The organism is Collinsella sp. LCP19S3_A7 (assembly GCF_052121995.1).
GTDB lineage: Bacteria > Actinomycetota > Coriobacteriia > Coriobacteriales > Coriobacteriaceae > Collinsella.
Window position 1 is genome coordinate 20088 of record NZ_JBQKDE010000018.1, and the last position, 19181, is coordinate 39268.

General features: G+C 54.4%; 19 protein-coding genes. All 19 read left to right on the top strand.

All coding sequences use genetic code 11. From position 1 onward, the window contains the following. Window positions 1-87: 87 nt before the first annotated feature. The 19 genes from ACTQV3_RS07930 to ACTQV3_RS08020 all read left to right on the top strand — a co-directional run bounded on the left by ACTQV3_RS07930 (window position 88) and on the right by ACTQV3_RS08020 (window position 18502). The gene (locus tag ACTQV3_RS07930) at window positions 88-309 is read left to right on the top strand and encodes a serine O-acetyltransferase (protein ID WP_441537584.1); all 222 of its coding nucleotides are present in this window, start codon (window positions 88-90) and stop codon (window positions 307-309) included. Beyond that, window positions 306-1385, top strand: coding sequence for a glycosyltransferase family 4 protein (locus tag ACTQV3_RS07935; protein ID WP_441536075.1), 1080 nt, complete (start codon window positions 306-308; stop codon window positions 1383-1385). The genes ACTQV3_RS07930 and ACTQV3_RS07935 overlap by 4 nt, the downstream gene beginning before the upstream one ends. Continuing rightward, on the top strand, window positions 1382-1903 hold the full coding sequence (locus ACTQV3_RS07940; protein ID WP_441536073.1) for an acyltransferase: 522 nt from the start codon (window positions 1382-1384) through the stop codon (window positions 1901-1903). The genes ACTQV3_RS07935 and ACTQV3_RS07940 overlap by 4 nt, the downstream gene beginning before the upstream one ends. After that, on the top strand, window positions 1900-2664 hold the full coding sequence (locus tag ACTQV3_RS07945; RefSeq protein WP_441536071.1) for a glycosyltransferase family 32 protein: 765 nt from the start codon (window positions 1900-1902) through the stop codon (window positions 2662-2664). Before ACTQV3_RS07940 ends, ACTQV3_RS07945 begins: the two co-directional genes overlap by 4 nt. Beyond that, on the top strand, window positions 2661-3578 hold the full coding sequence (locus tag ACTQV3_RS07950) for a glycosyltransferase family 2 protein (protein WP_441536069.1): 918 nt from the start codon (window positions 2661-2663) through the stop codon (window positions 3576-3578). The genes ACTQV3_RS07945 and ACTQV3_RS07950 overlap by 4 nt, the downstream gene beginning before the upstream one ends. Then, complete coding sequence (locus tag ACTQV3_RS07955) at window positions 3575-4507, top strand: glycosyltransferase family 2 protein (RefSeq protein WP_441536067.1); 933 nt, start codon at window positions 3575-3577, stop codon at window positions 4505-4507. The genes ACTQV3_RS07950 and ACTQV3_RS07955 overlap by 4 nt, the downstream gene beginning before the upstream one ends. 380 nt (window positions 4508-4887) lie before the next feature. Further along, a complete protein-coding gene (locus tag ACTQV3_RS07960) occupies window positions 4888-5832 on the top strand; it encodes a hypothetical protein (RefSeq protein ID WP_441536065.1) in 945 nt (314 codons plus the stop codon). Next, window positions 5822-7276 carry a lipopolysaccharide biosynthesis protein gene (locus tag ACTQV3_RS07965; protein ID WP_441536063.1) on the top strand — a complete coding sequence of 485 codons (1455 nt, stop codon included), beginning with the start codon at window positions 5822-5824 and terminating at the stop codon, window positions 7274-7276. The genes ACTQV3_RS07960 and ACTQV3_RS07965 overlap by 11 nt, the downstream gene beginning before the upstream one ends. Before the next feature lie 37 nt (window positions 7277-7313). Next, window positions 7314-8462 carry a hypothetical protein gene (locus ACTQV3_RS07970; protein WP_441549892.1) on the top strand — a complete coding sequence of 383 codons (1149 nt, stop codon included), beginning with the start codon at window positions 7314-7316 and terminating at the stop codon, window positions 8460-8462. A 590-nt stretch (window positions 8463-9052) separates the two neighbouring features. Continuing rightward, window positions 9053-9643, top strand: a complete 591-nt coding sequence (locus tag ACTQV3_RS07975) for a hypothetical protein (RefSeq protein WP_441549891.1) — start codon at window positions 9053-9055, stop codon at window positions 9641-9643. A gap of 20 nt (window positions 9644-9663) precedes the next feature. After that, entirely contained in the window at window positions 9664-10563 is a 900-nt protein-coding gene (rfbA, locus tag ACTQV3_RS07980) for a glucose-1-phosphate thymidylyltransferase RfbA (protein ID WP_427794509.1), read from the top strand. Between the two features lie 24 nt (window positions 10564-10587). Continuing rightward, window positions 10588-11610 (top strand): dTDP-glucose 4,6-dehydratase, encoded by a 1023-nt coding sequence (rfbB, locus tag ACTQV3_RS07985; RefSeq protein ID WP_441536057.1) that lies wholly within the window; start codon window positions 10588-10590, stop codon window positions 11608-11610. A gap of 15 nt (window positions 11611-11625) precedes the next feature. Continuing rightward, window positions 11626-13083, top strand: a complete 1458-nt coding sequence (locus ACTQV3_RS07990; RefSeq protein ID WP_441536055.1) for a sugar nucleotide-binding protein — start codon at window positions 11626-11628, stop codon at window positions 13081-13083. Window positions 13084-13450: 367 nt separating this feature from the next. Next, window positions 13451-14431, top strand: coding sequence for an acyltransferase family protein (locus ACTQV3_RS07995; RefSeq protein WP_441536053.1), 981 nt, complete (start codon window positions 13451-13453; stop codon window positions 14429-14431). Between the two features lie 412 nt (window positions 14432-14843). Beyond that, on the top strand, window positions 14844-15482 hold the full coding sequence (locus ACTQV3_RS08000; protein WP_441549938.1) for a UDP binding domain-containing protein: 639 nt from the start codon (window positions 14844-14846) through the stop codon (window positions 15480-15482). A gap of 261 nt (window positions 15483-15743) precedes the next feature. After that, on the top strand, window positions 15744-16418 hold the full coding sequence (locus tag ACTQV3_RS08005; protein WP_441536049.1) for a hypothetical protein: 675 nt from the start codon (window positions 15744-15746) through the stop codon (window positions 16416-16418). 255 nt (window positions 16419-16673) lie between these two features. Next, window positions 16674-17762: a hypothetical protein gene (locus ACTQV3_RS08010; RefSeq protein WP_441536047.1), complete on the top strand. Its 1089-nt coding sequence runs from the start codon at window positions 16674-16676 to the stop codon at window positions 17760-17762. Between the two features lie 168 nt (window positions 17763-17930). Continuing rightward, a complete protein-coding gene (locus tag ACTQV3_RS08015) occupies window positions 17931-18206 on the top strand; it encodes a type II toxin-antitoxin system RelB/DinJ family antitoxin (RefSeq protein ID WP_441536045.1) in 276 nt (91 codons plus the stop codon). Next, the gene (locus tag ACTQV3_RS08020) at window positions 18203-18502 is read left to right on the top strand and encodes a type II toxin-antitoxin system RelE/ParE family toxin (protein WP_441536043.1); all 300 of its coding nucleotides are present in this window, start codon (window positions 18203-18205) and stop codon (window positions 18500-18502) included. The genes ACTQV3_RS08015 and ACTQV3_RS08020 overlap by 4 nt, the downstream gene beginning before the upstream one ends. The last annotated feature ends 679 nt before the right edge of the window (window positions 18503-19181 follow it).

Here is a 19181-nt window from a genome sequence, read left to right on the forward strand (position 1 = left end):
CGAGCGCAGATCGGCGAGGGTTGCATTTTTCAGCACAATGGTCTCGGTGTCGTCATCTCCGAGTGTGCGACTATCGGGGACCGTTGCATGTTATATCAGCATGTAACCATCGGGGCGCTGGAAGACGGTTCCGAAAAGGTGCCATTGATAGGCGATGACGTCGTTATCGGCGCCGGGGCAACTCTTCTTGGCCCCATTAAAGTCGGGAGCGGCGCTAAGATTGGAGCGGGTGCCGTCGTGCTGAGCGACGTTCCCGCGGGCGCCACTGCTGTCGGAGTCCCAGCCAAAATACTAGGAGTGAGTGCATGACGGGCAAGAAGCGGCCTGCTGTCATCATGTTGGGTCCCTCGCTTGATTCTAGGGGCGGCATGGCTTCCGTGGTCAACGGATACATCAATGCCGGTATTCGTGATGTTTGCGATTTTGAGTACATTGAGACTACTAGACCTGGCAGCGTTGTCACGAAGGTGTTGGCAGGAATCAGTGCTTATGCCAGGTTCCGTAAAGCCCTGACTGGCTGCGATGTCGTCCATCTTCATATCGGCGCTGGCGTTAGCCCAATACGAAAGTCCTTGTTCGCGAAGGCTGCTAAGAGTGCTGGAAAGCCCGTCGTTATCCATGAGCATAGAGGTGTTCTTGCGGAACTCTATCGGGAGGGCGGAGACGATTTTGCTAGAAAAACCCGCGATCTATATGAGCTTGCGGATGTTGCGATAGTTCTTTCAGAGGAGTGGAAGAACTTCTTTGCTGCGAACGTATGCGATCCGTCGAAGTTGCTTGTTCTGCATAATTCGGTCCCTGCGCCGGTTGACACTCCAGTGCTCGGTCGAGAGGAAAAGGTCTTGTTCCTGGGCCATATGACCGATGTCAAGGGTCCGGATATCCTCGTTAAGGCTATTCCTGAGGTTGTCAAGTATCACCCTGCATGTCGTTTCTTCTTTGCCGGTGACGGGGACGCTCGGCCCTACCGCGTTCTTGCAGAGGAACTTGGCGTCCTTGATTCTTGCGAATTCGTTGGCTGGGTTGCCGACCAAGAGAAGGATTGCCTCCTGAGGGGTTGTCCCATCTATTGTCAGCCGTCCAGGAACGAGGGCATGCCCATGGCTCTGCTCGAGGCAATGGGTTATGGGCGTGCCTGTATTGCGACGCGTGTGGGCGGCGTTCCCCAGGTTGTAGATGATGGGAGAGACGGCATTCTTGTCGACCCCCTTGATTACGAGAGTATCGGGGGCGCAATCGTCTCTCTTCTCGAGAATCGAGAGGCTATTGAGGAAATTGGAAAGGCGGCGAGGCTGAAGGTGATGGACGATTTTGCCCCGGCTAATAGCATCGAGAGACTTTCTATGTTGTATGAGAAACTCGCTAGGAAAACGGCGAATAGATGAATTCGGCGGTTAAAAACATGTGGCGCATCGCATATGCATGTACGGCGAAGCTGCTCCCTCAGAGTTGTTACTGCAAGCACGCTATGCGTCTGAGAAACTTCTTCGCTCACAGAATTTGTGAGAACGTCGGAAAAGACATTAATATCGAGCGCGGCGCGACCTTCTCGTCAAGTGTGACAATAGGCGATGCCTCAGGTATCGGCAAGGACTGTGAGCTGCACGGGGAGGTGCACATCGGCGACCATGTGATGATGGCTGCCGAATGCGTTTTTTATACCCGTAATCATGAGACCTCACGTACAGACATCCCGATGAGCCAACAAGGCGAAACGGAAATGAACCCTATTTACATCGGCGATGACGTCTGGTTGGGTCGACGCGTGATGGTGATGCCTGGAGTGCATATCGGCAACGGTTGCATTGTCGCTGCTGGAGCGGTTGTTACCAAGGACTTGCCCCCATATACAGTTGCGGGAGGGGTGCCTGCCAAGATCATTGGATCGCGGCTCAATATATGAGTGGAGATAATCACACGCCCAAGGTGCTTCATTATTGTTGGTTTGGCGGTAAACCTGTGCCCCGGAAAGCTTTGGCGACTGTTGATCGCTGGCATGAGCTTATGCCTGATTATCAAATTATTCGATGGGATGAGTCGAACTTTGATATTTACGAGTGTCCTTATGCTAGAGATGCTTACAAAGCCGGAAAATGGGCCTTCGTAAGCGACTACGTGAGATTCAAAGTCGTCTACGATCACGGCGGTACCTATATGGATATTGGCAGCGAGCTCTTGAAGTCGATAGATCCGCTTGTGAAAGCGTCGGGGTTCACTGCGTGCGACTTTGAGTCGCACGCAGTGAGCCCCGGCCTAGTGCTCTCGGCCAGGGCTCACTGCGACTTACTCGGTGAAGTTCTTGATTCTTACCATAATCTTGATTTCGAGGATTCCATCGAGTTCCTGTATTCCCATACCGTTAATCAAATATTTGGTGAGGTTCTTGAGCGCCATGGCTATCAGTGGGGTGTGGACGCCCTGTGGGAGTACGACGGTTTTAGGGTCTATCCGAGCGAGTATTTCTGTCCAAAACTCGACTTCGGGGGCTTCAAATGCACGGAAAACACTTACTCCACCCATATCAGCTCTGCAAGTTGGCTCCCTGCAAATGAGCAGTTTCGTGTCGGTTTTATTAATAAATGGGCACCCTATGTGGGGGACTTCACAGCTCGCAAGGTTGCTCGAGCTCTGACATTCCTGAAATATCGAAAGGACGACCGTTGATTACGGTATTTACCCCTAGTTACAACAGGGCTTATACCCTGCCTAGGCTGTTCGGGTCTTTGCAGAGGCAAACATGCAGCGACTTCGAGTGGCTTATCGTAGATGACGGCTCGACCGATGGAACAGCGGAGCTGTGCGAAGAGTTTGCAAAGGAGGCACGTTTTCCCCTTCGTTATGTTCGCCAGGAAAATTTTGGGAAGCACGTGGCTATCAACCGAGGTGCGATTGAGGCAAACGGGGAATGGTTCTTCATCGTGGATTCCGATGATTACCTCCCTCCGGACTCGATTGAGATAAACAAGGGCTATTTGTCCCAAATCTCGGGAGATGCTCGATTTGCTGGGGTTTCTGGTGTTCGCGCGAGGGCAGACGGTTCCTGGATTATTGGCCAAGGGTTGAGCCTGAAGGATGTTGATTCTCAGGTGCTCGAGCGGTTCTCTAGGGAGTATATCGATGCAACTTCTCAAGATTACCGCGTGAAGTTTAGAATGCCGGGCGATCGCGCTGAGGTCGTGAGGACCAGTCTGGTAAGGAAATACCCGTTCCCTTGGTTTGAGGGTGAGAGGTTCGTTTCGGAGTACTACCTTTGGCAGTCCATCTCCGAGGAGGGGCTTAAGTTTCGATGGTTTAACAAGCCGTCTTACTGCGGCGACTATCTCGCTGATGGACTTACTACAAATGTCCGTGCTGTCTTTCTCAAAAGTCCTCTCGGAAGGTCTTTCATAGATAACTTCACTATCGGCTCGCACGCTCCTCTTAGTATGAAGATTAGGTCGGCAGTGAACTATATGCGTTATGGACGACTTGGGGGTAAAACGATTCCGATGCTCCTCCGCCAAGCAAATAATAAGCCTTTTGCGCTCCTTGGTCTGCCTGTTGCAGTCGTCTTACCTCTGAAGGGAGATGTGGAATGAGCCGTAGTCTTTCTATAATCGTTCTCGTTTATAACTCAGCCGAGGATGCGCAGGTATGTGTCGACAAGCTACTGTCTTTCGAGTTTCCCTTGCAGGTGGTTATCGTCGATAACTGCTCGCCTGATGGTTCCTTCGTCGCCTTAAAGGAACGTTATAAAGACAGCCAGAGGGTCGATGTTATACAGACTGATGTAAACAGGGGATATAGCGCCGGAAACAATTGCGGCATACGATATGCAATGGAGCGCTACGGGTCTGACAGCGTGGCCGTAATGAATCCTGATGTGCTCATCCCCGATGAGAAGATGCTGCTAGCTTTATTGGATCTCCTTTGGTCTTCGGACAATGTTTTGGCTGTTGGCGGTCAACCGATCAATCATCTTGAGGGTGATTCTATTTGGCCGTCAAGCTGGAGCCTGCCCACGCCTTGGGAGGTTGTCGCCAACCATTGTCTCCTTCGCCGCAGTGAGCTCCGTGATAATGCCCGCGAGATCGCTCCCGGTGTATTTTCCGTTGATTGCATTGTCGGTTGCTTTTTCATCGCTAAGGCAGGGAAGTTCTCTGAGGTTGGCCTTCTTGATGAAGGGGTCTTCCTTTACAACGAGGAGAACATTCTTGGTAAGAAGTGCAAAGCGGCTGGCTTGCGTCTTCTGGTGGACAAGAGCCAGACTTATTATCACAACCACTCCCCAAATGCGGTCCGTGCGAGATCGCTCAAGTCGAGGCTTTCTTCGGCTCGTATCGGCTACAAGTCTCGTCAGTATCTTGCCAGAACCTATTATTCGCCACTGCTTTCTTTTCCGCTATGTTGGGTCGAGATGATCAATGAGCTGGAAATTGTTCTGGGCTGGTTGCTCCATGACGCATTCAGATACAGCAACGAAACGGTGATTTCTGGCAATGATAGCGATACGAGTCCCTGCTCATAACCCTATGAACATGAAACGAGTATGAGAACAATTAACAACACGAAATGTTTAACCTTGGGCTTCTTTGAGAACGTGCCCGCACGCTGCTCGGATCTCATCTTGCTTTCCGTTGTTATCGCGGAGAACTTCTTTGGCCTTGTAGATGCCGCTGCCATCAATATCGCCGGAGTGCTTAACGTCAACCTTCTTTGGCAGCTTCTTCTACTTGTCTTGTCAGTCGTTCTATACTGGAAGTCTTTGAGGGTTCCTGGGACCAAGACTAGCGTTTGGCAAGGCTTTTTTTCGCCGTGCTCATCGGGCTGTGTTTCATTTCCTCTTATCGATGCGAGCTACTTACAGGTCAGCCTTTCGAGCGGGGGCTTTTCCCCCAAAGGTCCTTTATGATTTGTCTGCTCTCGGCCATTCTACTGAGAAGGCCCTTTAAGGCTGGACTTGTTGATTCCGATAGGCTCCTGAGGGGGGTTCTCCTGCTCGGGTCGATTGCCTCTCTGCTATACCTTGTACAGGCAGCCGTAGGTTCATCGTTTACGTTCATTCACGCTCAGGGCGGCGTGAAGTATGGCGGGCTGAGGCTGTATATCGACGGTGCTTTGAGCACGACCTCGGGACTGCTGGGGCTCTGGTGCTGTTTACGCTGCGACAACTGGAGGCCCGCTGTTCCGACCCTGCTCGCCCTCGGGGTGATTCTGTTCGTCAGCAAGGGACGCCTTGAGCTCATTGTTTATCTGGTTGCCATCTCAGTCATATTCCTACTTGCAAAGGGAAACGCCCGTGCCAGGGTGCTACTGCTCTGCTTTGCCAGCCTTGCGATGATTGTTTTTCTGCAATCAGATTATTTCGGACAGATTGCCTCTAGCTTCCTAAACGGGCAGATAGGCGGCAGTGAGGACACGACCTCAATTCGTGAAGCTGGTCGTGACTATTATGACATGGTATTGAACACAACCCCCTGGGGTGTCGCGCTCGGATGTGGCTATCCGAGCGACCTCTATACGCCAGCGACTGACATGGCAGGGTTTCAGCACGGTTACCTTTTAAGCGACAACGGCGTCTATGCATTCCGCTATGTTTACGGAAATCTCGGCGTTTCTGTCGTCATTCTCGCGCTCCTGTCCTGTTTGTGGTGCGGGCTCAGATGCAGGAAAGATCACTTCTCTCCCGTCATAATCGGTTTTTTCGTTTTCCTTGTGCTACCTGCCGCTAATTTCGCCTGGTGGTGGTGTGTTGAGGACTGGGAGGTTATGACAACTTTGGTTATTGCCTTGAGCTGGCAGAAGGATATATGTCTCCGGGGGTTTGGTGAAAAGGAATTCCATGAAGATTGATCTCAATGCTCCAGCAAAGTCAATTAAATCGGCTTCGATCGCCCAGCTTGGCTCTAAGATGGTTAACGTCGTTATGCAACTCGTTGTGACCATGGTGCTTGCGCGCCTGCTTACGCCTGAGCAGTTTGGTACGGTCGCTATTCTTACCGCGTTTTCTGGAGTCTTTAACATCCTTGCGGACGCGGGGGTTTCCACCGCTATCGCGCAGTCCCGCGACCTTGACGAGTCGGAATACGACCGCCTCCTTTTCCTGGGGCTCATAATCGGTCTTGTCCTCACTGCGGCATTCTGCTTGCTTTGTGTGGGCGTGGCTTGGTTCTACGATGACGCCGAATATGTGCCGCTCGGGTGCTTCATGTCTTTGGCCGTGCTTTTCAACTCGTTGAACATGGTCCCAAACGGCGTTCTCATCAAGGAGCGCAAGTTTAACCTGATTGCCGCGCGTCTCGTTATCTGTACGCTGGTCGTCGGTGCCATTGCGGTCCTTCTGGCCTTTCTCCGCTTCGGGGCATTCTCTATCGTAGCAAACTCGGTACTGACAGCCCTTTTTGTTTTGGTTTGGAACCTCAGAGGCGCCCATCTCAGGCTATCAGTCGGCAGCCTTAGGGGCGTTTTGGCTAAGGTGGGGAGCTTCTCAGCCTACAACTTGGGCGCGAGCCTGATTGGATGGCTGGCATACAACCTCGATTCGCTTATTGTGGGCAAGCTCTTCGGTTCAGCTGAGCTAGGCTATTACAACAAGGCCTGTAGCCTGTATGCCTATCCACTGAACATACTTGCGTCTCCGATTACCGACACGATTCTGCCTTTCCTCGCACCGCTTAGGGACGATGTGAACGTGCTCAGGCAACGTTTCGTTGGTATTTTCCGTAAGCTGTCCTTTATCAGCGCTTTCTGTACGGTCGCCATGCATGTTTGCGCATCCGAGTTGATCGTAATCATGTTCGGGGAACAATGGGTGCCAGCCATACCGTTGCTTAGCATGCTCGCGTTCGCCGTCTATTCGAGGGGATTAAACGGATCGTTCGGCGCTTTGCTGTCCGCCTGCGGGCGCGCCGATCTCCTTATGCGTTCCACGGCGATTAACACGGTGGTGTCGGTTGGAATGATTTGCATCGGCGGAGCGCTCGGGTCTGTCCAATCGCTTGCCATATGCGTCACCGTTGCGTACAACCTCGAAATGATCGCCCCAATCTATTTATGTGCAAAATACTGTCTCCACATTAGCCTTTTCAAGTTTTTCTCGTATTTGGTACCCGATATTATTGGTTGCCTGTCGGTCATCGTCTCCGCTTCGTCCATCTCTTGGGGATTCGAAAACGTATTTCTGGCTTTGGCGGCAAAGGGCCTCTTTGTTTTCTGCAGCATGGTTTTTGTGAAGTTGGTCTGTGATTGGGTCCTTTATCACGAGAAACCTTGTTTAAAAATTCTTTTTGGCCGATGAATTCGCTTGCAGTGTCGTTGGTATGAAGGAGGAGATTTTGAACGACCAAAAGCAACTTATTGTTTTCAGCAATGGCGACGCGTGGGATGCGAGCACCTGGTCCAATGTCCCGTATATGTTCCTGACTACTTTCAAACGCATGTGTCCCAGCGTGGAAATACACACGTTCGATATGAGTCAAGTTGGCTCGGGGTTAGTCTTGTCCGTGCTTGTGAAATGCTGGAATCGTATCGCTATACCGCTTTTGGGACCCTTTTGTAGCTTTGACCGGACTAGTTTTAGGCGTCGCCTCTTGACTCAAAAGATGCGGAAATTCGAAAAACACGTTGCTAGGGGGGGCGGCGTCCTCCTAAGTTTCGATTTCAGCAATCCTGCTCCGAGGCTTGCTGGTTACGAAACTGTGCTTTTCTGTGATTGGACAATTGACTATGCGATCCGGGAGCATCAGCATCGTACTCCAACTGCTTCCGAGAATAAGCTCATTGAACGTCAGAGTGAGGCTCTTTCTGACGCTAATCTGGTTGTCTCATTATTTCCACGATCTGCCGAGTTTATCCGAGAATCTAGTCCTAAAGCTAAGGTCTGCTATTACGGATTACCTGCGAATATTGTCGACGAGGGAGCAAGGGCAAACTTCGAACGGTTTGATTCACGACGGCTTTTATTCATCGGAAAGCCTGCCTATCTATCGAGCCTGCGTGTAGTCGTACAGGGGCTTGAGGCATTCAACTCCTCGCATCCCGGTTTTGAGTTGGGGCTCGATGTGATTGGGATGGAAAGTGGTCCCGGCGGAGAGAGCATTACCTACCATGGATTCCTGCGGAAAGATATCGACGCGGATCGTAATCTGTATTACGGGCTCATTGCTTCTGCAAGGGCTCTTGTAACCGTTTCCGATAGCTGGGTCGGCGCATCATCGATTGTTGAGGCGATGTCGCTAGGAACTCCCGTAATTGTGACTCCCAATATCGAGCTGAAAGCGATGCTTGGCAATCCAGATTGGGGTTTTTGGTGTGAATGCTCTTCGGATGCTGTATCCAAGCGGCTTTCTGATCTCGATGCGCTTACCGAGGAAGAGCTTAGAAAGATGTGTCATACCGCTGCAGACACTGTAGAAGACTTCACCTGGGAGAATCTCGTTAGGAACTGGTGCGCAGAAGTCGGTTTTGAGAAAGGCGGCGAGTAATGCGACAAGAGATTATTGAAGAGGGAATAAACCAGGAATTACATGTTAAGCACCTCGGGGGGGGGTCGATGGGATCGCGCAGAAACTCCTCAATCGAGCTACTGCGAATCTTATCGATGTCTATGATTCTTCTTTCGCATTTTGTGGTTCACAACGAATTCGATTACACGACTATGCCTCTAGGGATACCGCGATTCCTGTTACAGCTTTTTTTCGAGAGCGGCGGAAAATCGGTGTAGTTATCTTCTTCACCATCTCTGCCTGGTATTTCCTTGATCACAGACAGACCGTTCGCGGTTGCCTACTTCGTGTCTGGGCGCTGGAGAAGGTGCTCCTTTTCTACGGCATAATGTTGGCTTTACTTTATTTCCTTTTCGATAGGCAGCATTTCGGGCCGATGCTTGCACTCCACAGCCCTTCCCCCCCTCGTTTTTTCACTCTGGTGGTATCCAACCGCCTACGCTATCTTTCTATGTTTTCTTCCATTCTTGGAGAAGGGCCTGAGAGGAATGGGCAGAGAGAGTCATCTTTCTCTCTGCCTCGTGTTGCTTTTTCTTTACGCCGGAATCTCCCTAATTCCCGGGGCGCCTATGGTCGGCCAGGTCTTCAGCTTTATCTACTTGTACATTCTAACTTCTGCCTACCGCTGGTATCTTAAGGGCAAAAGGTCTTTGTGCCCTTGGACGATGATTTTTGCCGGCATGATTATTATTTCGATATACGTCGTATTGTCGATGGTCGCGTGGCAGTTCGGAGGATATCAAATCGGCGTAAAGTACAATAATTTTGTGACGGATGCCGTCAGACTGCCATGTATTCTTGTCGGCTTTGGGCTATTTGCTCTTTTCAAACAAAAAACATTTCACAGTCGTATGATTGATTGGGTTGCGGCGGGAGCATTCGCGGTTTATTTGATAACCGACTATGGGGCTTCGCAAGTCGCTCTTTGGTGCGGTAATTTGGACCTGGGACTTGCCGTGTCGTTACCTGTGAATTTCGCTTTTGCGATGCTGATAATTCTTGGCATTTACCTTACTTGCACGATTGTCGACGGTCTTCGTCGCTCGCTGTTCAGCCTCATGCTCGATTCTAAGTGGGACCGCTTGTTTCAAAACTTTTATACAAAGACTTCGGCTGCCATGTTGAACTTGAATTCCGATGTGGTTCCAAGCGAGCACTAAGTTTATTCAGAAAGGAAATTATGAAAGGCATCATCCTCGCCGGCGGGTCCGGCACCCGCCTGTACCCGCTCACGCTCGTGACCTCCAAGCAGCTGCTGCCGGTCTACGACAAGCCCATGATCTACTACCCGCTTAGCACCCTCATGCTGGCGGGAATCCGGGACATCCTGGTCATCTCCACGCCGACCGACCTGCCCAACTTCGAGCGCCTGCTCGGGGACGGCTCGCGCTACGGCGTGAACCTGTCCTACGCCGAGCAGCCGAGCCCCGACGGCCTGGCCCAGGCCTTCACGATCGGCGAGGACTTCATCGCCGGCGAGCCGTGCGCGCTCGTGCTCGGCGACAACATCTTCTACGGCAACGGCCTGTCCCGCCACCTGACGCGCGCCGTCCAGAACGCCGAGTCGGGTAGGGCCACGGTCTTCGGCTACCACGTGGACGACCCCGAGCGCTTCGGCGTCGTCGAGTTCGATGCGCAGGGGAGGGCCGTCTCCATCGAGGAGAAGCCCGCCGAGCCCAAGAGCTCCTACGCGGTCACCGGCCTGTACTTCTACCCGGGCGACGTCGCCGCCAAGGCCCACAAGGTTCAGCCCTCCGCCCGCGGGGAGCTGGAGATCACCACGCTCAACCAGATGTACCTGGAGGAGGGGACGCTCTCCGTCGTCACCCTTGGCCGCGGCTACGCGTGGCTGGACACAGGCACCATGGAGAGCCTGCACGAGGCCGCGGAGTTCGTCCGCGCCGTGGAGCACTCCCAGGACCTGCCCGTGTCCGTCCCCGAGGAGATCGCCTGGGAGAACGGCTGGATCACGACCGCCGAGCTGGAGGAGGCCGCCAAGGCCTACGGCAAGTCGGTCTACGGGCAGCACCTGAAGAAGGTCGCCGCCGGCGAGATCGTCAACAGCCCGCGCGAGTACTAATCCGATTCAATGGGAGATAGAAACATGTCTGAAGAGCTCTTCGAGCCCAGGAACATCATCGTCACGGGCGGCTGCGGCTTCATCGGCAGCAACTTCGTGCACTACGTGGTCGACAACCACCCCGGGGTGCACGTCACCGTCCTGGACAAGCTGACCTACGCCGGCAACCCCGAGAATATCGCCGGGCTGCCCGCGGACCGCGTGGAGCTCGTCGTGGGCGACATCTGCGACGCCGGGCTGCTGGACAGGCTTGTGCCGGGCCACGACGCGATCGTGCACTACGCCGCCGAGAGCCACAATGACAACTCCATCGCCGACCCGGAGCCCTTCCTGCGCACCAACGTCGAGGGCACCTTCCGCCTGCTGGAGGCCGTCCGTAAATACGGCGTCCGCTACCACCACGTCTCCACCGACGAGGTCTACGGCGACCTGGCGCTCGACGACCCGGCGAAGTTCACCGAGGAGACGCCGTATAAGCCGAGTTCTCCGTACTCGAGCACCAAGGCGTCCTCCGACATGCTCGTGCGCGCCTGGACCCGCACCTACGGCCTTCGCACCACGATCTCCAACTGCTCCAACAACTACGGCCCCTACCAGCACGTGGAGAAGTTCATCCCCAGGCAGATCACCAACATCGTCGACGGCGTGCGCCCCAAGCTCTACGGGAAGGGCGAGAACGTCCGAGACTGGATCCACACCGAGGACCACTCCTCGGCCGTCTGGGACATCCTGACCAAGGGCCGCACGGGGGAGACCTACCTCATCGGCGCCGACGGGGAGAAGGACAACATCACCGTCTTGCGCATGATACTCACGGCCATGGGCCGCGACTCCGAGGACTTCGACTGGGTCGCCGACCGCCCCGGCCACGACCGCCGCTACGCCATCGACTCGACCAAGCTCCAGCGCGAGCTGGGCTGGAGGCCTGCGCACACCGATTTCGCCGAGGGGCTGAAGGCCACCATCGACTGGTACGTCGCCAACGAGTCCTGGTGGCGCCCGGCCAAGGAGGCCACCGAGGCCCGCTACCGCGCACAGGGGCAGTAACGAGGGGATAGAGTTATGGCAGACATCGCATTCGAGAAGGACCTCTCCGTGGCGGAGACCGGCATCGGGGGCCTGATGGTCGTCGACCTCGCCGTACACGGCGACTCGCGCGGCTGGTTCAAGGAGAACTGGCAGCGCGCCAAGATGACCGCTCTGGGCATCCCCGACCTCAAGGTCGTCCAGAACAATATCTCCTACAACGACAGCCGCGGCGTCACCCGCGGCATCCACGCGGAACCCTGGGACAAGTTCATCTCCGTCGCCCGCGGCTCGGTCTTCGGCGCCTGGGTGGACCTTCGTGAGGGCAGCGCCACCTACGGGAAGGTGTTCACCTGCACCCTGGACCCGAGCAAGGCCATCTACGTCCCGCGCGGCGTGGGCAACTCCTTCCAGGCCCTGGAGGACGGTACCGCCTACACCTACCTGGTGGACGCCCACTGGTCGCTGGAGCTCAAGAAGACCTACACCTTCGTGAACCTCGCCGACCCCGAGCTCGCCATCGAGTGGCCCATCCCGCTCGACCAGGCCACCGTATCCGAGGCCGACCTCAACCACCCGATGCTCAAGGACGTCGTCCCCATGGCGCCTAGGCGCACCCTCGTCACCGGCTGCAACGGCCAGCTGGGCCGTGCGGTCCGCGCGCTGGCCGAGGAGCGCGGCGTCGCCAGGGACTTCGACTTCTGCGACATCGACACCTTCGATATGTCCGACCCGGAGGCCTACGATCAGTACGACTGGTCGCTCTACGGCACCGTGATCAACTGCGGCGCCTACACGGCGGTCGACAGGGCCGAGACTCCCGAGGGCCGCGTGACCGCCTGGAAGGCCAACGCGACGGGCCCCGCCCTTCTCGCCCGCACCTGCGCCGAGCACGGGATCACCCTGGTCCACGTTTCCTCCGACTACGTCTTCGACGGCACCGCCGAGGTCCACACCGAGGGGGAGCCCCTCAGCCCGCTGTCCGTCTACGGCCAGACCAAGGCCGCCGGCGACATCGCCGTGGCCGGGTGCCCGCGCCACTACATCATGCGCTCCAGCTGGGTCATCGGCGAGGGGCACAACTTCGTCAAGACGATGAAGGGCCTCTCCGACCGCGTCGCCGACCCCGAGGACAAGCTCACTCAGGTCACGGTCGTGGACGACCAGCTGGGACGCCTGACCTTCACGCGCGACATGGCCGAGGCCATCTTCCACGTGCTGGGCTCGCACGCCCCCTACGGCACCTATAACTGCACCGGCTCCGGCGCCGTCAAGTCCTGGGCCGACATCGCCCGCGCCGTCTTCGAGGCCGCCAACGGCAACGGCGACAGGGTCGTGCCGGTTTCGACCGACGACTACTACGCCGGTGCCGAGGGCCCCGTAGCCCCGCGCCCGGTCCACTCCGCGCTCGACCTGTCCAAGCTCGAGTCGGTCGGCTTCCACATGCCCGACTGGGAGGAAGAGCTCCAGTGTTACTTGAGCGAAATTAGTTAGTTTTATTTGCTTGCTTCTGAAAAGTTCGAGCAGATACCGTCCCCTGCTTAGCTCATCCTTAAGTATCCAACGATTCAATTTAAAATTCCCTCTACTTATTAACAAGTGGGAATTTTGGAGTGCCCCCCATGTGGACCAATTAAATCACTCTTTATATGGAAGCGTAAACGCTTGGTATTTCCGCTCGAATCATCGCTGCTACACAGGCTCTCACTTATCCGCAAACCGTCATAAGGCTATTCCACGAGGCTAACGTGAATTTGACTCTGATTCAAGCGTCGGCTTGATTTAGGAAGAGAAGCACAACAATTTAGCGGCGGTTGGTAACGCAGTATTCTATAAACTTGCAAAGTGAAGATTGAAAATAATGATAAAAGCTCTATACCCCAAAACGCCACTATTTTCTCGTGAATGCACCACAGCGCTCAAGGGCATTGCTATCTCGCTTGTTATTTTTGGACACCGTGGACTCATCGACTGCGGGGGACAGTGGGGTGTGCATATATTCCTATTTTTGAGCGGATACGGGATCTTTAAGTCCGCTCAAAAGAACGGGATGGCAGCCTACTGGCGCAAACGTCTCGTGGGAGTTTTTGTACCATACATTCTGTTCAGCGTGTTTAAGTTGGGAATCTTGCTCGTAATGGGGGAAGAAGTTGGCGTAGGAAAGGCGTTCTGCACATTAATGGGACTGGACTTCTGCCTCAACGTAGATCCTACGATGTGGTACATCACGTACATTTTTGTATGCTACGCTGTATTTTACGCTGCTTGGCCCTTATATAGACGATGCAGAGTTGCTGCTTTCACTTCGACGCTGTTTGTGAGCTTCGTGCTTATAGCGGTAGTGGGACGGATTAATATCGCGTGGAACAGTGGTGCTGTTGCCTGGGTCTATTTTTGGACTTTTCCAGCAGGTGTCATGCTAGCAATGCACGAGGAAAAGATCGCGGGGGGGGGTATCTCTCCAACGGTATACGTGCTTGCCTGTGTTGCAGCGCTTACTGCGGTGGCACTTATGTACGGTGCGCCGCACGGATCGCTTAACATGTTTGTATACTCTGCAGCTGGCGCGGTGCTCGTGACGCTACTGGTTAAGTTTCTGATGGATGGTCCAGCGGGAACTGTACTTGTCAAGGCACTGAGTCCTTTGGGTAACGCCTCTTATGCCATGTACCTCAATGAGGGCTTCCTGATCAGGTTAGATGGCCTCTTTCCGTTTTCGATGGGGCCGATTTCGACGTTAGTGCTCTCATTTATCTTTGCAGTTGCATGGAACTGGCTCGTATCTGACCGAGTGACTCGATGGTTGAAAGGGATGTCAATTGCGAGTCGCCGCTACTCCTGATTTGTTTGCTCTATGGCTCATATTAAATTCGTTAACCTCTTGCTTGTTTATGGCTAAATTTGTCAAGATGAATTGCTGAATTCTGGTGACTTCTCTGATTGAATTAGTTGCTAAGAGCAATATCGTTGATAAAGCAAACTGCTTTCGGAAACTCCATCAGTTCTAATTTAGCTTGTCATAGCTTTCTTTTAAAATTATGTTGGAATTCTGTATCCTGTAAGTATCTGCGGCAATTAGGTCCGACAAGGAAAGCGTTGAGTTAATTCAAGCTGGAGTCCCTTCGTCGCTAATAACAATGCTAAAAGAATGCAATTTGCTTAATTAAATTGGTTTGACCAATACGGGAATATCGGCATTGGCGTTGAGCTTAGGCATTTTTCGAGTAAAGTGGACGACTTCACAAGATTTGAAAATGACCAATTCAATATTGAGTAACTGTCGACTTAGTTGTAAGGCCAACATCCACCTTGTCCTCACCGCGATCAACTTCAACGAGCTCGACACCTACTGCGAGGTCCGCGGCCTCAACACCCGCGACGTCATCGACGGCGTGTGCCTGGAGCCGCGCATCGGCAGCCACTACAACAACCCCAGCTTCGGCTACGGCGGCTACTGCCTGCCCAAGGACACCAAGCAGTTGCTGGCCAACTACAGGGACGTGCCCCAGAACCTGATCGAGGCCATCGTGGAGGCCAACCGCACCCGCAAGGACTTCGTGGCCGAGGAGGTGCTGCAGATGGTCTGGGACCGGGTGTACGCCGGCAAGGAGAAGCCTGTCGTGGGCGTGTACCGCCTGACGATGAAGTCCAACTTAGACAACTTCCGCGCGAGCTCCATCCAGGGCGTCATGAAGCGCGTGAAGGCCAAGGGCGTGCCCGTTGTGGTCTACGAGCCCACGCTGGACGCGCCGGAGTTTTTCGGCTCCGAGGTCACGCACGACCTTGCGGCCTTCAAGGCCGGCTGCGACGTCATCGTCGCCAACCGCTGGAGCGACGAGCTCGCGGACGTGGCGGACAAGGTGTATACGAGGGATCTGTTTAAGAGGGACTAGGGGAGAGGATTCCCGACCGCGATTTTTAGCCTTATCTATGAGTCACATTGTCAAGAAAGAGGTCATATCGGCTAACGCCGATATGACCTCTTTTGGTATAAGACTGATTCCTTTTGCAGCTGGTGAGCGATGCGTTGTATATAGCACGTTAAGCAACGAACTCCATTTTCCCTGCATTTAGCCTTGAGCATCAAGAACGGACATCGCCCGTGCTGCAATCGACTGCGTCGGGCCTCTTGATCCAGTCCGACAGGCTTCCTCATGCGGGGCTTTCCTAAAGATTTACTCGGTGTCCTTGCAAAAGAATCGTATGCAATACCGAGAGGCGCAGGCTACTGTAATGTGTGCTGCTTTTCGTGTGTCCTCATTAAGCAAGTAGATACGAGAGTCGACTTAATTGAATTGCCCGATCCGGGCCTTGACCTTGGTTCATGGATTGTTGTTATTGACAATCCCTGTGAACTTATATCTAGGCTTAGGACAGCCGTTCTGCAATTGGGTTATGACTTTGTAGCTGCTCCGGTTGAATATAGAGATAGCGTTCAGTTGAATCCCTCTGAAGTTCTTAAATCAACAATGGATTTAACATCTCATAATCCATTACCTGCTTATATGGTTTTTCCAAATGGGATTCCACATTTTAATTCAGGAGTGTTTGTAAAGAATGTTCGTTATGCAAACCAAGCTGAATGGCGTATCGCCGTTAATAGGAATGAACGCTCATATGAGCCTCTAATTCTTAAGCTTGGCGATCTAACTGATATCGCTCATTTGACTAGGAGAACGGAGCTTGCTGAAGATTTGCAACGGGTGCGCGGTTGTTCGGTTCCCTATTTGACTCGGGGGTGCTTTGGAACGAAGACTTCTCAAGAACTATCTCAGGATCTCTTTGAGTTGGGAAATGAGGAGGTCTTTATTACGCTGACGATTGGATAGCGCACAATAAGCGAGGATAGAGGTAATGGACTGGTGACCGCTCTTTGTTAAATAGACGCTAGGGGGTCGCCCCTACACCAACATTTTCGGCACGAATGCCTTTCACCGACTGGCAAAACGATTTACGCCTAATTTTGGGAATTCATCACAGGCTCTTTCCCCGCTTGTAACCTGATCTCGCTACACTAATAACTGCTGTTACCAGGTAGTTTTCTGGCGCAGTTTCCATTGGCTCTTGCGAAGATCGGAGCGGTTATGTTTGCTGCCGCGTTCCACACCAGCCGTCGCTACATCCTGTTTACTGCCATGGCCTGCCTATGCGTTTTGCTGGGCGGGCCTTCTTATGCCGCGGGTGCGGACAGCCTGTTCATTGCGGGCGCCACGTACGACGGGCCGGGCGCGTCGGGCCCTGGGTGGGCCTGGACCGATGCCGACCACCTGGAGCTTAACGGCTACGCGGGCGAGGCCATCGGCGCCAAAGGCGACCTGGTGGTGACGCTGACCGGGCAGAACACTGTTGTCGAGACGAGCGCGCTCGACGTGGACATCTCGCTTTGCGGCATGGAGGTGTGGGGCGATCTGACGCTCCGCGGTACCGGGTCGCTGACGGCCACGGGCTCGCAGTGCGGGATCTACGTGTCGGGGATGCTCGCGGTGGACGGCTGCAAGGTTGACGCGCGGGCCGACGGCGCCGGAATCGTGGATGCGCGGGTGGCCGGCGTGATCGCGGACGGTCTTGCCGTTCGCTGCAGTGGGCGCGTTGTCGCCGCGGGCGCGGGCTCCGGGGCGGACGTGAGCGCCTATGGCGTTTGTCTGCTGGGCGGGGTTGCCGGCGGAGGCGCGGGCGGGCAGCTTACCGTCGATGCAGCCTGGCTGGATGCGTCGGGCGCCAAAGGCGGCGTCGCCTGCCTGGGCGGGTCGCTTGCATCCGCGCGCTTTGTGGCGCCTGCGGGCGGGGCCTTTGGCGCAGGCGGTGTCGTGGATGCCGACGGGTACGTGGCAGCGCATGTGACGATCGAGCCCGTGGATACCACGGCGCCGGCGGGGGAGACCGGTGGGCCCGATGCGCCGGGCGATGGCCCGTCCGCCCCTGGCACCGACCCCGCTACCGGCAAGCCAGCTGCGGATCCCTCGACGAATCCCACACAAAAGCCCGCGTCCGCGACTAAGACGGTGACCACGACCACAGTGACCAACACCACAGCCGCCAAGGCCTCTAGGCCCAAGGCCGCCACCGCGACGACCGTCTCGCTCCCCAAGGCCGGTGATAACTGCTGGATTGCCGCATCCCTAACGCTAATCTTTCTCGGCATAGCGCTCCTATGCGCCGCGATTCGCTGCTAAAGCGCTCGATTTTGGATTGCTCCTGAGTGAGGGTATTGACTTACGTCAACACCCTCACTCTCTTTGAATAGGGAAGCTTCTACGATATCGATTGTTTGTAATCATCTTTTCTATACTTGTATGTACGTTATACTAATGTTGTACTCACGCTATTGAAAGGACTTATAAATGGCAAGCTCAACATTAACCATCAGGGTTGACGACGACCTTAAGCGCGAGGCGGCAGAAGTGGCCGATTACTATGGGCTTGACCTATCATCCGTTACACGCGCTTTCTTTAAGCAAATGGTCAACACTCATCGCATCCCGTTGACCTTTGCTCCCGAGGAACCCAATGTCGAAAGTCTCGAGGCCATTCGCGAAGGAGATGCATTCCTGGCATCCGGTAAAAAAGGGCGTTTTGACAACGGTGCCGATCTGATCACTGCGGCGATGGCGCAATGAGTACGCTGACCGCTGAGTTCTCTGCAGCTTTCTCACGCGATTTAAAGAAAAAAGCAAAGCGCCGGAATTGGAATCTGACAGAGCTTCAAAAGCTAATTGACCTAGTGCTGCAGAATACACCTGAGTCAAAAGAGATATTAAAGCGACGCCATAATATGCACCGGCTAAACGGCAACTGGAGCGGACGAAACGAATGCCACGTAGCAAACTCCGGTGATTGGCTTGTCATATGGTCATCAAACGAAGAGGTGGCATTCTTTGAGCGTACGGGCACCCATGACGAACTGTTCCGATGACATCCTTTGGTTCAACACCAGTAAAGCTATTCGAGTTTCAGCAATTCATTTCCTTATTGTTTAACTGTGATAGCTACTTAGCTGCAAAATGACTCGCTCATAGAGCCGGCGTATGGCTATACGCAATCAGGTTTTCCTTTCACCGACTGGCAAAACGATCTACACCTAATTTTGGGAATCAATCACGGGCTGTTTCCCTGCTCGTAGTCTGATCTCGCTACACTAATAACTGCTGCTACCAGGTAGTTTTCAGGCGCCGTTTCCAATGGCTCTTGCGAAGATCGGAGCGGTTATGCTCGCCACCGCGTTCCACACCAGCCGTCACTACATCCTGTTTACTTTCATGGCCTGACTATGCGTTTTGCTGGGCGGGGCCTTCTTATGCCGCGCGTGCGGCCGGGCTGGTTTCCGTCGATGCGTCCTGGCTGGATGCGTCGAGCGCGGGCGGCGGCGTCGCCTGCCAGGGCGGGACTCCTGCATCCGCGCGCTTTGTGGCGCACGCGGGCGGGACCTTTGTCGCAGGCGGCGTGGTGGATGCCGACGGGTCCGTGGCGGCGCGTGTGACGATTGTTGATGTTCACTAAGAAGTGGTCCGAGTGATCACTGGGAAATGAGCACCGTGAGCACGAAAAATTGAGCAGTTTAAGCAAGAGGGCCGCGCCCCGGGGACCGGGGGCGC

Excerpts from the sequence above, each read along its gene's own strand:
- ACTQV3_RS07930 (WP_441537584.1), top strand. The coding sequence starts at position 88 with ATGTTATATCAGCATGTAACCATCGGGGCGCTGGAAGACGGTTCCGAA.
- ACTQV3_RS07935 (WP_441536075.1), top strand. The coding sequence starts at position 306 with ATGACGGGCAAGAAGCGGCCTGCTGTCATCATGTTGGGTCCCTCGCTT.
- ACTQV3_RS07940 (WP_441536073.1), top strand. The coding sequence starts at position 1,382 with ATGAATTCGGCGGTTAAAAACATGTGGCGCATCGCATATGCATGTACG.
- ACTQV3_RS07945 (WP_441536071.1), top strand. The coding sequence starts at position 1,900 with ATGAGTGGAGATAATCACACGCCCAAGGTGCTTCATTATTGTTGGTTT.
- ACTQV3_RS07955 (WP_441536067.1), top strand. The coding sequence starts at position 3,575 with ATGAGCCGTAGTCTTTCTATAATCGTTCTCGTTTATAACTCAGCCGAG.
- ACTQV3_RS07960 (WP_441536065.1), top strand. The coding sequence starts at position 4,888 with ATGATTTGTCTGCTCTCGGCCATTCTACTGAGAAGGCCCTTTAAGGCT.
- ACTQV3_RS07965 (WP_441536063.1), top strand. The coding sequence starts at position 5,822 with ATGAAGATTGATCTCAATGCTCCAGCAAAGTCAATTAAATCGGCTTCG.
- ACTQV3_RS07975 (WP_441549891.1), top strand. The coding sequence starts at position 9,053 with ATGGTCGGCCAGGTCTTCAGCTTTATCTACTTGTACATTCTAACTTCT.
- rfbA (WP_427794509.1), top strand. The coding sequence starts at position 9,664 with ATGAAAGGCATCATCCTCGCCGGCGGGTCCGGCACCCGCCTGTACCCG.
- rfbB (WP_441536057.1), top strand. The coding sequence starts at position 10,588 with ATGTCTGAAGAGCTCTTCGAGCCCAGGAACATCATCGTCACGGGCGGC.
- ACTQV3_RS07990 (WP_441536055.1), top strand. The coding sequence starts at position 11,626 with ATGGCAGACATCGCATTCGAGAAGGACCTCTCCGTGGCGGAGACCGGC.
- ACTQV3_RS07995 (WP_441536053.1), top strand. The coding sequence starts at position 13,451 with ATGATAAAAGCTCTATACCCCAAAACGCCACTATTTTCTCGTGAATGC.
- ACTQV3_RS08000 (WP_441549938.1), top strand. The coding sequence starts at position 14,844 with ATGACCAATTCAATATTGAGTAACTGTCGACTTAGTTGTAAGGCCAAC.
- ACTQV3_RS08005 (WP_441536049.1), top strand. The coding sequence starts at position 15,744 with ATGCGGGGCTTTCCTAAAGATTTACTCGGTGTCCTTGCAAAAGAATCG.
- ACTQV3_RS08010 (WP_441536047.1), top strand. The coding sequence starts at position 16,674 with ATGTTTGCTGCCGCGTTCCACACCAGCCGTCGCTACATCCTGTTTACT.
- ACTQV3_RS08015 (WP_441536045.1), top strand. The coding sequence starts at position 17,931 with ATGGCAAGCTCAACATTAACCATCAGGGTTGACGACGACCTTAAGCGC.
- ACTQV3_RS08020 (WP_441536043.1), top strand. The coding sequence starts at position 18,203 with ATGAGTACGCTGACCGCTGAGTTCTCTGCAGCTTTCTCACGCGATTTA.